Origin of the sequence: Porphyromonas canoris, from assembly GCF_000769115.1 — a bacterium.
Classification (GTDB): Bacteria; Bacteroidota; Bacteroidia; order Bacteroidales; family Porphyromonadaceae; genus Porphyromonas_A; species Porphyromonas_A canoris.
This window is the reverse complement of sequence record NZ_JQZV01000013.1, coordinates 785721-798326: the sequence shown is the minus strand read 5'-3', so window position 1 is coordinate 798326 and position 12606 is coordinate 785721. Positions and strand designations below refer to the sequence as shown.

The following is a 12606-nucleotide window of genomic DNA, read 5'->3' as shown; positions in this document are numbered from 1 at the left end:
ATGCAGACCTCTCTGTCTGTTTATCTTGAAATATTAAAACTCTGCGTTGTTTGGAGTTCTTGGAAAAGGTATCACATCTCGGATATTACTCATACCCGTAACGAATAGAAGCAGACGTTCAAAACCTAATCCGAATCCGGCATGTGGAGCCGTACCGTAGCGACGAGTGTCCCAATACCACCACATCTCTTCGTGAGGCACACCCATATCTATGGCTCTTTGGGTAAGTTTATCGAAGTCAGCCTCTCTTTCGGATCCTCCGATTATCTCTCCGATCTTCGGGAATAGGACATCCATTGCGCGGACAGTCTTACCATCATCATTCTGCTTCATGTAGAAAGACTTGATCTCCTTAGGATAGTCTGTCAGAATAACCGGTGCTTTGAAGTGCTGTTCCACCAAATATCTTTCGTGTTCGGAGGCAAGATCTGCTCCCCAAAAGATTGGGAACTCGAACTTAACGCCATCTTTCACCGCTTTTTCCAAGATTTCGATACCCTCCGTGTATTTCAAACGCACAAAAGGTTTGTCCAAAACAAACTTTATACGGTCGAGAAGCTCCTTATCTATCATGTCATTGAGGAACTTCAAATCATCTTCGCAATGATCCAAAGCCCATTGGAGACAATACTTGATGAACTCTTCCGCCAAGTTTTGGTTATCCTCGTTATCGAAGAAAGCCACTTCCGGCTCAATCATCCAGAACTCAGCCAAGTGTCTTGGAGTATTCGAGTTTTCGGCACGAAACGTTGGACCAAAAGTATAGATACCGCCAAGAGCCATGGCTGCTAATTCTCCTTCCAACTGTCCGGACACGGTAAGATTGGCGTGTCTTCCGAAAAAGTCTTCCGAATAGTCTATCTCTCCGCTTTCGGTCAAAGGCAGATTGTTAAGGTCTAACGTGGTTACCTTAAACATCTGCCCCGCACCTTCGGCATCGCTGGCAGTGATCAGTGGTGTATGGAAGTAGTAAAAGCCTTTGTTGTGAAAGAACGTATGGATAGCCATAGCCATGTGGTGGCGTATTCTGAATACCGCTCCAAAGGTGTTGGTACGAGGTCTCAAGTGAGCAATCTCCCTCAAAAACTCCATACTGTGTCCCTTCTTTTGAAGAGGATAAGTATTAGGATCTGCCGTACCCAGTACCGTAATAGAGTTGGCTTGAACCTCTACATTCTGACCTTTACCTTGCGATTCGACAACAACTCCGACAATACTCACACTCGCTCCCGTAGTAACAAGTTTAAGTGTCTCTTCATTCTCTTCGTTTGGTACTATAACCACTTGAAGATTATGGATAGTAGAGCCGTCGTTGAGAGCTATAAAGGTTACACTCTTACCGCCTCTCTTGGTTCTGACCCATCCCATAACGGTAACTTCCGACCCTACGGGAGTTGCCTTAAATACATCTGCTATTTTAGTTCTTTTGATAGACATATTTACTATCTCCTTTTTACATCAATCTATTTTATTCAAACGCTCCCATGCGAAGCATATTTACCTCTTCTTGACTTAGGTATCTCCACTTTCCTTTACCCAAATTCTTCTTGGTCAATCCGGCAAAATAAACTCTGTCAAGCTTGTACACCTTGTATCCGAGATGCTCGAATATACGTCTTACAATCCTGTTTCTTCCGGAGTGGATCTCTATACCCACTTGAGACATATCGTCTTGAGATACGTAAGAGATTGCATCGGCGTGTATCTCTCCGTCTTCAAGCTCTATACCATCGGCTATCTTTTGCATATCTTCTACTGCCACAGGCTTGTCGAGCCACACATGATAGATCTTCTTTTTATCGTACGACGGGTGCATCAACTTGGTTGCAAGATCTCCGTCATTAGTTAAAAGAAGGACTCCCGTAGTGTTTCTATCGAGACGTCCGACAGGATAGATACGCTCCTTGCAAGCAGTCTTAACCAAATCTAAAACCGTCAATCTCTCTTGCGGATCATCGGAAGTGGTTACGCAGTTCTTGGGCTTGTTGAGGAGGACATATACTTTGTTCTCCAAAGAGAGCAGTTGGTCATTCAACTTCACTTCGTCTGTAACATAAACCTTTGCGCCAAGTTCGGAAACCACAACACCGTTCACCATTACTTTACCTGCTTGAATGAGTTCATCTGCCTCCCTTCTTGAGCAGACTCCGGAGTTAGCCATATATTTGTTCAGACGTATAGGTTCTGTAACATCAATATGATCCTGAGTGTAAACTATCGGTTTAGGTCTTGGATGGAAAACTCTCTGTTGAGACTGATTAGACCTTTGCTTTTTGCCCTTATTGTTCTTAGAGAAATTATTGTTGGGTCTGTTGTTGCCGTAATAGTTGTTGTTAGGAGAACCATACCCTTCATTATACTCGTTTCTTTGAGGTCTTTGTCTGTACGGATTGTTGTTATTGTTGTAGCGACCACGAGACTGAGCATTGTTATTGCCATAACGTGGCTCTCTTGGCTGCCTGTAAGGAGTAAAGTTTCTCTCCCCGTGAGGATGATAATTGTTGTCTCCGTACTGGTTTTGTCTGGAATATCTTCTTTGTTCGTACTTCTCGTCGTATTCGGCAGACTGGGCAGGAGAGTAGCCGTTATTTTCATAACCGAATCTTTCTCTCTGGTAATTACCCGGAGAATAATCACGATAATTGTTGTTATCCTGATTATACCTGTCATTTCCTGCCTGATAGCTGTTATAAGATCGCTCGGATCTTCTGTTGTCTTGATACTGAGATCTTGGATGTCTGTTCATATTACCATACTCGTTAGGGCGATAAGACTCAGAGTCCATAGATCTTCTATAGTTTTGTTGATAGTCCGAAGAAGAACGCTCTCTGTCCATTTCGGATATGCGAACACGTCTCCGTCCCACAGGACCTGCGGGTGCATTGGATGCTCCATACTCTTCGGAGCGACCTTCAGCCTGTGGTTCGTTTCCATTATCCATTCTTCTTGGAAATCTTTGCTTCTGTGGTGATTGAGTGTACTCCTCAAAACCTCTCGGAGTCGAAGAGTTCTTTTCTTCTACTCTCTCTTCGTTCTCAAAAAACTTATTCTCCATCTTTTTTTGATTTAATGATGTAAACTCTACATTATTACTCTACAACCTCTCGGTTTTTTATCAGTTAAAACGATAAAAGGTAAGGTTTGTTGGATATTAGTGTAATGATTTCTATCGAAATTTTCCGGTATTATTTATTATGGTTTATACTTACTCCGTATAGTCCAACCTCAATCCGGTATAAGACTCAGGAGTTATGTTCTTTAGTTCTGCCTTGACTGCTTCCGATACGTTCAGGGTATCCACAAAAGCAGATATACTTTCTTTGGTAATGCTGTCTCTGCCACGAGTCAGTTCTTTAAGTGCTTCATAAGGTGCCGGGTATCCTTCTCTTCTAAGGACTGTCTGAATACCTTCTGCCACAACAGCCCAAGCAAGATCCAGATCTTGCGCTAATCTTTCCGGTGCAAGCCTAAGTTTACCCAATCCTTTCTTCAAGCTTTGCAAAGCAATAAGAAGATGAGCCACCGGCAAACCCATGTTTCGCATGACAGTCGAATCCGTTAAGTCTCTCTGAAGACGGGATATAGGCAGCTTGTGAGAAAGGTGCTCAAATATTGCGATGGCTATACCACAGTTTCCCTCTGCGTTTTCAAAGTCTATCGGATTCACTTTGTGTGGCATTGCAGACGAGCCTACTTCCCCCTTTACGACCTTTTGCTTGAAATATCCATCGGAGATATATTGCCAAATATCACGACACAAGTCTATCAGAATAACGCAAAGACGCTTGTAAGCATCGAATAAAGCAGCTAAGTTGTCATAGTTGGAAATCTGAGTGGTTACCGATTCCAACTCCAAACCCAAGTGATTACGAGTAAAGTTTGCCGCAAACCTTCTCCACTCCACATCGGGATAAGCCACTTTGTGAGCATTCATGTTTCCTGTTGCGCCCCCAAACTTTGCAGAGTGAGGAATACGAGCAAGCTGCTTCATCTGCTCCTTCAATCTGTAGACAAACACATATATCTCCTTGCCCAATATCGTAGGAGAAGCCGGTTGTCCGTGGGTTCTTGCAAGCATTGGTACTTCTTTCCACTCGGTGGAAAGAGTTTTCAGATAGTCTATAATAGCTTCTATCTCCGGATTGATCACCTGCTCCAATGCCTCTTTCAGCATCAAGGGTTGAGAGGTATTGTTGATGTCTTGAGAGGTAAGCCCGAAATGCACAAACTCTTTATAGCCCCCGAGTCCGAGAGTGTCGAATTTCTCTTTGATGAAATACTCTACCGCCTTTACATCATGATTGGTTACAGCCTCTATGGACTTCACCTTTTCGGCATCCGATTCGGAAAAATCCCGATAGATATTCCTTAGATCATCTTCGCTGCAAGGCAGTTTACCTTCCGGCGTTCCAAGACCTATCTCTTGTGCCAAAGCGATAAAATACTCTATCTCCACCAATACTCTGTAACGAATAAGGGCATATTCTGAGAAAAACGGAGCCAGACACTCCACCTTGCTTCTGTACCTGCCATCTACCGGCGATATTGCTAAAAGAGAAGATAAACTCATATCTGTTCGGAGTAAACTACTATACTTTCTAAGTCGCAAAGATAGCACTATACTTACAATGATGCAAGAAATCAAAGATTAAGCTTATATTTGTTCCTTAAACAATCATACATATTTGTCATGCAGATACATCCGGAGCAGACCATCAGCCTTACAGATCTTGAGTTTTATAGTTTTCACGGCGTTTTGGAGCAAGAGAGAGTCATAGGTGCTCACTACTTGGTCTCCTTGTCGGTATCGGGATCTTTTGAAGAAGCCATGCGGAACGACAGCATTGAAGATACCGTAAACTATGCCGAGCTGCACAGGATCGCACAGGAAGAGATGGCTTCTCCGAGCGACCTCTTAGAGCATGTCGTCTATCGAATACTTGCTCGTATAGGCGATATGGATAGCCGCAAACAGATAAAGGAAGCCACTGTATCCATTACCAAAAAAGCTCCTCCCATCGCCTCTTTCCAAGGCTCCGGAGCCTCTTTTACGGCAACGGCTGTTTTTTGATTACGGACTCGGCATCCAAGTTACTCGTCTAACTGCATCAAAACTATCAGTACAATGAAAGGTATCATTCTTGCCGGAGGAAGCGGTTCTCGTCTTTATCCCGTTACCACAGCCGTTTCCAAGCAGCTTCTCCCCATATACGACAAACCGATGATATACTACCCGCTCTCCGTGCTTATGCTGGCAAAGATTCGGGAGATACTCATCATCACCACACCCGAAGACGAGAAAGCATACAAAAGACTGCTTGGGGATGGTTCCCAATGGGGTATCTCTCTGACCTATGAAGTGCAGCCCAAACCGGAGGGACTTGCTCAAGCATTCATCATAGGCGAAAAATTTGTCGGCTCGGATTCTGTCGCGCTCATTCTCGGAGACAATATCTTTTACGGACAAGGATTTACGCAGCTTTTGGCTGAAACCATCGAACAGACCTCTCGGAGCGAAAAAGCCCACATCTTTGCCTACTATGTCAATGACCCGGAGCGGTACGGAGTGGTAGAATTGGCAGAAGACGGCAAGCGAGCTCTGTCCATAGTGGAGAAGCCGAAAGAGCCAAAAAGCAACTATGCAGTGGTCGGGCTCTACTTCTATCCGCCGGGAGTGGCTGAAATGGCTAAGGATGTAAAACCTTCCGATCGGGGTGAACTTGAGATTACAACCTTGAATGAAATGTACCTGAAGCAAGACAGACTTCAAGTAACTACCTTTGGAAGAGGTTTTGCATGGTTAGATACCGGAACTTTCGACTCTATGTACGATGCCTGCACATTCGTCAAAGCAATCGAAAACAGGCAGGGACTGAAGATTGCATGCCTGGAAGAGATAGCTTTGAGAAATGGTTGGATAGAAGTCTCATCCTTAGAAAGCCTGCTTGGCAGATACCCCAACAGCAGCTACGGACTCTATCTGAAAAAAATGATAGAGAATCATCGGAAATAACCCTCTGCCTTTTGTCGAAAAAGGAAGGCTTTTTTTCCATTTTATCCAAAACGACCGAATGCTTTTTGCAAGACAGAAAAAGATGTTCTGCAAAAGGCATTTTTATATATTCCATCCCTCCGAAAACCTCTTCAAAAACCCATTCTCTATTTTGATCGGAGGGGTCGTTTTCAGAGCACGGCAGAATTGTTAAATTCGCCCTATTTTATTAACACAAATTCCGATACCTGTTCATCCAAAACGCTAAACGAGCATATTCTTTCGGCTTAACGTGTTTAATTTTTCAATGAACACGTTTACCGATTTCATTTAATACGTTTACCGGATTCAGTTAAAGTGTTTAGAATTTTTACTTACTTATTTGGTTATTAGTGTTTTAGCTATTTCTTCCTCTTTTCTGCTACTTTTTGGCTCAAAATTGCATTAGGATTTATTTGCAGATATAGGCGTTAAAATTCACACCAATTAACGCGAAAAAGCCCCATGAAATGGACTGAGAAAAAATTTTTTCCAAATTCAAGATTTTTCGCATAGAATTGATTACAAATCAGTTACCATTTCACACAAAAAGAGGTCGGCTCAAAAACGTCAAAACAGATGCCTCCAGCCAACGGCAAACAGCCCTTCCATTTTTATATAAAAGTTCTCCAAGCCCCTCTCTTTTTCCTCTTCGCAACGGGATTTCAAGCATAGATTTTTTTTAGAAAAGTCATGCCTCTATTTATTCAGAACATCCAAAATTCCGTATCTTTGCGTAATAATAAATATGGTATCATATATTCACGTACAAAAGATATAGATTATCACTAATCAGACACGACAATGCACATACAAGACCAACTAACCAACACGATTGGAGCGATCCTTCAAAAACTATACGGAGATAGCGTGCCAACGGCACAGATTTCGAGAACAAAAAAGGAGTTTGAAGGGGACTATACTTTGGTTGTCTTCCCATATCTGAAATATTCTCAGAAGAAAAATCCGGAACATGTCGCACAAGAAATAGCAGAGATGCTTCTTCAAGAGAGCGGCTTAGTAAAGAGCTACAACGTGGTAAAAGGCTTTCTGAACCTTTCTCTCACGGATGAAGCATTCATCCAAGAGACCAACCACATCTCTTCTTCGGACAACTACGGGCACAAGACAGAGACAGAAAAGTCTCCGTTGGTGATGGTCGAATACTCTTCCCCAAATACCAATAAACCTCTTCACCTCGGACACATCAGAAACAACCTTTTGGGGTATAGTCTCTGTAAGATCCTTTCGGCAAACGGAAACCGTGTAGTGAAGACCAACATCGTTAATGACAGAGGAATACATATCTGTAAGTCGATGCTTGCATGGAAGCTTTGGGGTAATGGAGAAACGCCTGAACAGAGCGGACTGAAAGGAGATCACTTGATAGGGAAATATTATGTCCTCTTCAACACCAAGCTCAAAGAAGAGACCAATACCTTACCCGAAAATGAGCGTACTCCCGAAAACATAGATAATCTTCCCTTGATGCAGCAAGCAAGAGAAATGCTTCGCAAGTGGGAAGCCGGTGATAAAGAGACATTGGAACTTTGGGGAATGATGAACCAATGGGTTTACGATGGCTTCGATGTTACTTATAAACGATTGGGGGTCGACTTTGATAAGATTTACTATGAGAGCGACACCTATCTCGTAGGTAAGGAAGAGGTGTTGAGAGGATTGGATGAAGGCATCTTCTGCAGACACGAAGACGGATCGGTTTGGGCAGATCTCACAGACAAAGGTCTGGATCAAAAAATCCTGCTGCGGGCTGACGGGACTTCTGTATATATGACACAGGATATCGGAACAGCGAAGATGAGATTCAACGACTTCTCCATAGATAAGATGATATACGTAGTAGGGAACGAACAGAACTACCACTTCCAAGTCCTCTCGCTACTACTGGATGCTCTTGGATTTAAGTTCGGTAAAGATCTCGTCCACTTCTCTTACGGCATGGTAGAGCTTCCGGAAGGAAAGATGAAGAGCCGTGAAGGCACGGTGGTAGATGCTGACGATCTTATGGATGAAGTGATACAGACAGCCTATAACACGTCCAAAGAGCTTGGCAAGGTGAAAGAGCTTACCGAAGAAGAGGCTTTGGAAGTTGCAAGAAAGGTGGGGCTTGGTGCTCTTAAATACTTCTTGCTGAAGGTGGACCCCAGAAAGACTCTGCTGTATGATACCAACGAGTCGATAGACTTTAACGGCAACACGGGACCTTTCCTGCAATATACCTATGCACGTATCAGAAGCATCGTACGCAATGCAGAAGCACAGGGGATAGACTTTAAGGGAGTTTATACCAAAGCCGATAGCGAATACGAACTTTCCGATAAGGAAAAGACACTGGTACTAAGACTTGCGCAGTATCCTGAGATAGTCGATGCAGCAGGCAAGGAGCTGAGTCCGGCACTGATAGCAAACTTCACATACGATCTTGCAAGGGAGTACAACCAGTTTTATCATGACCATTCCATTCTGAATGCTCCGAATGAAGAGGTCAAGAGATTGCGTGTAAAACTCTCTTACATTACTTCCGAAACACTCCGCAGAGCTTTGGATCTTCTGGGAATAGAAGTTCCGGAAAAGATGTAACTTCATAACGATATACAAAGTATCTCACACAACGCATCACCAACATGGATAAGCAACGGGAATTGGACTTGAGATATCTCCGAATGGCTCTTATCTGGTCGGAAAACTCATACTGCAAGCGCAGACAAGTGGGCTGTCTTGTGGTCAAAGACCAGATGATTATATCCGATGGTTATAACGGGACACCTTCCGGATTTGAAAATATCTGCGAAGACGATGATGGGGTTACGAAACCATACGTACTCCATGCAGAAGCAAATGCCATAACAAAAGTTGCCGGCTCATCTAACAGTAGTAAGGGAGCGACAGTCTATGTAACGGACTCGCCATGCCTGGAATGCGCGAAACTGATCATACAAAGTGGTGTCAAAAGAGTAGTATTCGGACGCCCATACAGGCTTACAGATGGAGAAGATCTGCTGAGACGTGCCGGAGTAGAAGTATTGTTTTTGGATATTTCTCAGTTTGAACAAAACCATGAAGAATAAAAGTCTCTCCCCGTTCTCCAAGATACTTATTCTGGTTGTAGTATTCGGAGTCGGTATATTTATCGGATCAAGATCCGTCACTTACCACTTTATATCCTACGGTAACTCTTCAAAAGCCGCAGGGATAAAGAAGGTAGAGAAGGCTCTGCAACTAATAAAAGACAACTATGTGGATGAAGTCTCCATAGACTCTATCGCTCAGAACATCGTCCCGACCATATTTTCCGAGCTTGATCCTCACTCAAGCTATTTTACCAAAGAAGATTATGAGCAAGAGGCGGGAAGGCTTTCCGGTCATATCTTCGGCATTGGTGTTTCATTTAACAAGCTTATAGACACAGTAGTTGTTCTTCAAACCGTACCTAACGGGCCTTCGGATATCGTAGGGATAAAAGCCGGAGACAGAATTATAGCAGTCGATTCTATAAGCATTACCGGAAAAGAAGTTTCCCAAGATAGTATCATGGGACTGCTTAAAGGTCCTAAAGACTCTGCTGTAAGATTGTCTGTGCACAGACCATCAGAAAAGAAGAATTACAGCTTCAATATAAAAAGAGGACAGATACCCGTTCCTTTGGTCTCTCCGGCTCTTCTTTTGTCTGACAGCATCGGATACATCAACATAAAGAGCTTCGGGCAGACGACCATATCGGAGTTTCAAAAAGCGGCGGTATCTCTCATGAAAGATGGTGCTAAAGCGTTGATACTGGACTTGAGAGACAATTCGGGAGGACTCGTACAGGGAGCACTCTTCATTGCAAACGATTTTCTTCCTCCTAAAAAGCTCGTTACCTATACAGAAGGTAGAGCACACCCCCGAAAAGACTACATTTCGGACGGGACAGGATCTTTTCAAGATCTGCCCGTGTATATCCTTATCAGCCAATTCTCTGCGTCTTCGTCCGAACTGTTGGCCGGCGCATTACAAGACAATGATAGAGCTATATTGATAGGACGAAGAAGTTTCGGGAAAGGAGTCATCCAGCAACCATTCTTCTTTTCAGATGGTTCGGCAATACACCTGACCGTCGCCAGATACTACACCCCAAGCGGTAGAAGTATTCAGAAAGAGTACAAGCTGGGACAATCTGCCCAGTATGGGGAAGACCTCATAAAGCGTAGCATGAGTGGAGAGTGGTTTGTCAAGGATAGCATACACTCGGATAAGTCTCTCCTCTACCATACCGCCGGAGGAAGAGAAGTGTACGGAGGTGGAGGTATCATTCCGGATATATTTGTGGCACAAGATACTATGGGCATCACTTCCTACTATTCGACAGTGATGAAACAAGGATTGATATCGGAGTATGCTTTCAGATATGTGGATGCAAGAAGAGAACTGTTCAAGAGTTTGGAGGGAATAGAGAAAGCTCTTCCCTATCTTAAATCTCAATCTCTTCTATATGATTTTTCAAGATTTGCAGCAAGAAAGGGAGTAACACCCAAGAATTATCTGATTTTCAAATCCAGAGAGCTTATTCTGGAAGCTATTTTCTCGCAAATTCTTTTCTTTGCATACGATGAAGGGGAACGTATAAAACTTCTTGCCTTAAATGACTGGGATATCTTGGAGGCACAGAAACTCGTGAAAGAAGGATTTACCTCTCCTCTACACTTAGAAGGCTATAAACCTTCTTCCCATAACAGGTACTTGTTCTATACAGTAAGTATTCCGACCACTGATGAAGAGGACGAAAGTGCCGAAACACCAATAGAGCAATAATGCTATGACAAAAAAAGAAATACGGCAACAAGTAAAGCAGAAAATAAAATCTCTAACTCGAACTCAGCAAATCCAGGAAGCAGGAGAAGCTGCAACGATTTTGGTAAACTTTTTGGAACAAAACTTTCCCAAAGCAAGCGTGGCACTGTTTTTCTCTATGACCGGTGAGATTGAAACAGGAGACCTGATCCATACTCTAACTACAAAAGATTTCAAGGTGAGTCTGCCTCGTGTGGAAGGTGAGCACATTCACTTCTATCCTGTGGGGAAACCGGGAGGAGACTTCTTTGATATATCCGAATATGGTATTCGAGAACCTATCGGAGAGGTAGAAGATCGTGTATGCAAAGAGGTTGAAGTAGTTATCGTTCCCGGAATGGCATTTGATCACAAAGGAGCGAGGCTGGGCAGAGGCAAAGGTTTTTATGACCGCTTTCTGAATGCGCACCCTTCAACCGTGAAGGTCGGTTACGCATTCAATTGCCAAATATTGCCGGAAATCCCCACAGAAGAACACGATATCAAGATGGACTATGTAATATCAGCGTCCGGCTTGAAGATCTTTAACGATAGATAATGACACAAGGAAATCAACGGAAAAGATCCATAACCATACTTGGAAGTACCGGATCCATCGGGACACAAGCCTTAGACATTATCAATCGTCATCCGGATCTTTTTGAGGTCTATGCTCTTGTTGCTAACAGAAATAGTGATCTGCTTATCTCTCAAGCAAGAGCATTTTCTCCTGCAGTGGTCGTAATTGCAGACGAATCCTGCTACTTAGAGGTGAAAGACGCTTTGAAGGATCTTCCTATCCATGTATGGACAGGCAAGGATTCTATTACCGGCGTGGCTGCATCTCAAGAGGCTGATATTGTTCTTACCGCAATGGTTGGGTTTGCAGGACTGGAACCGACAATAGCTGCAATAAAAGCAGGAAGGACAATTGCATTAGCCAATAAGGAAACTCTCGTGGTAGCAGGAGAGATGATCACTGCCATGGCAAGCCAATACAATGCGTGTATCATTCCTGTGGATTCTGAACATTCTGCGATCTTTCAATGCTTGGTGGGAGAGAGTTGCAATAAGATCTCAAAACTGATTCTTACCGCATCCGGAGGCCCTTTCATAGATATTCCGGCTTCGGAACTTAAAAATGTCAGACCGGAACAGGCTCTTAAACATCCAAACTGGAAGATGGGGAATAAAGTAACTATCGACTCGGCTTCTCTTATGAATAAGGGATTTGAGATGATAGAAGCTCGATGGCTCTTTGATGTTAATCCTTCTGATATAGAAGTATTCATCCATCGCCAAAGCATCATACACTCGATGGTTGCATTTGAAGATGGTAGCTTGAAGGCTCAATTAGGACTACCGGACATGAGAGTTCCGATCGCTTATGCTCTCTCTTTCCCTTACAGAAAGCCAACAGGCGTTCAAGCACCCTCCATTCAGGCTATGAGTTCTCTCTCTTTTGAGGCTCCTCGCACAGAAGATTTTCCAAATCTTTCTCTTGCCTATCGCAGTATAGAAGCCGGAGGTGTTGCTCCGTGTATTTTGAATGCGGCCAATGAGATTGCCGTAGAGCGTTTTCTCAATCACGAGATCGGATTTATGGATATATCTCATCTGATAGAGACGATGCTGAACAAATACTCATCCAACTGTGCAAACCCTCTTTCTTTGGACGATCTCATCTCTCTCAACAAAGATGTAAGGCATAGTGCATCTTTGTGGTTAAAACATTAAAATTGATT

The 12606-nt window shown here is 43.4% G+C and carries 10 protein-coding genes; 7 read left to right on the top strand and 3 right to left on the bottom strand.

Annotated elements, in window-relative coordinates; translation table 11 throughout:
* Positions 1 to 33: 33 nt before the first annotated feature.
* The 3 genes from asnS to purB form a co-directional block, all read right to left on the bottom strand.
* Positions 34 to 1437: an asparagine--tRNA ligase gene (gene asnS / locus HQ43_RS08420; protein ID WP_036792171.1), complete on the bottom strand. Its 1404-nt coding sequence runs from the start codon at positions 1435 to 1437 to the stop codon at positions 34 to 36.
* 31 nt (positions 1438 to 1468) lie between these two features.
* Entirely contained in the window at positions 1469 to 3055 is a 1587-nt protein-coding gene (locus HQ43_RS09730; protein ID WP_081964578.1) for a pseudouridine synthase, read from the bottom strand.
* A gap of 150 nt (positions 3056 to 3205) precedes the next feature.
* Positions 3206 to 4570: an adenylosuccinate lyase gene (purB, locus tag HQ43_RS08410; protein WP_036792168.1), complete on the bottom strand. Its 1365-nt coding sequence runs from the start codon at positions 4568 to 4570 to the stop codon at positions 3206 to 3208.
* Positions 4571 to 4690: 120 nt separating this feature from the next.
* Between purB and folB the strand changes: the two genes are divergently transcribed.
* The 7 genes from folB to HQ43_RS08375 all read left to right on the top strand — a co-directional run bounded on the left by folB (position 4691) and on the right by HQ43_RS08375 (position 12598).
* A complete protein-coding gene (gene folB, locus HQ43_RS08405) occupies positions 4691 to 5071 on the top strand; it encodes a dihydroneopterin aldolase (protein ID WP_036792165.1) in 381 nt (126 codons plus the stop codon).
* A gap of 54 nt (positions 5072 to 5125) precedes the next feature.
* Positions 5126 to 6013 (top strand): glucose-1-phosphate thymidylyltransferase RfbA, encoded by an 888-nt coding sequence (gene rfbA / locus HQ43_RS08400; RefSeq protein ID WP_036792162.1) that lies wholly within the window; start codon positions 5126 to 5128, stop codon positions 6011 to 6013.
* Positions 6014 to 6835: 822 nt separating this feature from the next.
* The gene (gene argS, locus HQ43_RS08395; protein WP_036792159.1) at positions 6836 to 8632 is read left to right on the top strand and encodes an arginine--tRNA ligase; all 1797 of its coding nucleotides are present in this window, start codon (positions 6836 to 6838) and stop codon (positions 8630 to 8632) included.
* 44 nt (positions 8633 to 8676) lie between these two features.
* Positions 8677 to 9120: a dCMP deaminase family protein gene (locus HQ43_RS08390; protein WP_036792156.1), complete on the top strand. Its 444-nt coding sequence runs from the start codon at positions 8677 to 8679 to the stop codon at positions 9118 to 9120.
* Positions 9110 to 10843, top strand: coding sequence for a S41 family peptidase (locus HQ43_RS08385; RefSeq protein ID WP_052103165.1), 1734 nt, complete (start codon positions 9110 to 9112; stop codon positions 10841 to 10843). The genes HQ43_RS08390 and HQ43_RS08385 overlap by 11 nt, the downstream gene beginning before the upstream one ends.
* Positions 10844 to 10847: 4 nt before the next feature.
* The gene (locus tag HQ43_RS08380; protein WP_036792152.1) at positions 10848 to 11420 is read left to right on the top strand and encodes a 5-formyltetrahydrofolate cyclo-ligase; all 573 of its coding nucleotides are present in this window, start codon (positions 10848 to 10850) and stop codon (positions 11418 to 11420) included.
* On the top strand, positions 11420 to 12598 hold the full coding sequence (locus tag HQ43_RS08375) for a 1-deoxy-D-xylulose-5-phosphate reductoisomerase (protein ID WP_036792150.1): 1179 nt from the start codon (positions 11420 to 11422) through the stop codon (positions 12596 to 12598). The genes HQ43_RS08380 and HQ43_RS08375 overlap by 1 nt, the downstream gene beginning before the upstream one ends.
* Positions 12599 to 12606 lie beyond the last annotated feature (8 nt).

Bases quoted from the DNA above. Each gene is read 5' to 3' on its own strand.
- asnS (WP_036792171.1), bottom strand. From the start codon at position 1,437: ATGTCTATCAAAAGAACTAAAATAGCAGATGTATTTAAGGCAACTCCC.
- HQ43_RS08385 (WP_052103165.1), top strand. From the start codon at position 9,110: ATGAAGAATAAAAGTCTCTCCCCGTTCTCCAAGATACTTATTCTGGTT.
- HQ43_RS08390 (WP_036792156.1), top strand. From the start codon at position 8,677: ATGGATAAGCAACGGGAATTGGACTTGAGATATCTCCGAATGGCTCTT.
- HQ43_RS08375 (WP_036792150.1), top strand. From the start codon at position 11,420: ATGACACAAGGAAATCAACGGAAAAGATCCATAACCATACTTGGAAGT.
- argS (WP_036792159.1), top strand. From the start codon at position 6,836: ATGCACATACAAGACCAACTAACCAACACGATTGGAGCGATCCTTCAA.
- purB (WP_036792168.1), bottom strand. From the start codon at position 4,570: ATGAGTTTATCTTCTCTTTTAGCAATATCGCCGGTAGATGGCAGGTAC.
- HQ43_RS08380 (WP_036792152.1), top strand. From the start codon at position 10,848: ATGACAAAAAAAGAAATACGGCAACAAGTAAAGCAGAAAATAAAATCT.
- HQ43_RS09730 (WP_081964578.1), bottom strand. From the start codon at position 3,055: ATGGAGAATAAGTTTTTTGAGAACGAAGAGAGAGTAGAAGAAAAGAAC.
- folB (WP_036792165.1), top strand. From the start codon at position 4,691: ATGCAGATACATCCGGAGCAGACCATCAGCCTTACAGATCTTGAGTTT.
- rfbA (WP_036792162.1), top strand. From the start codon at position 5,126: ATGAAAGGTATCATTCTTGCCGGAGGAAGCGGTTCTCGTCTTTATCCC.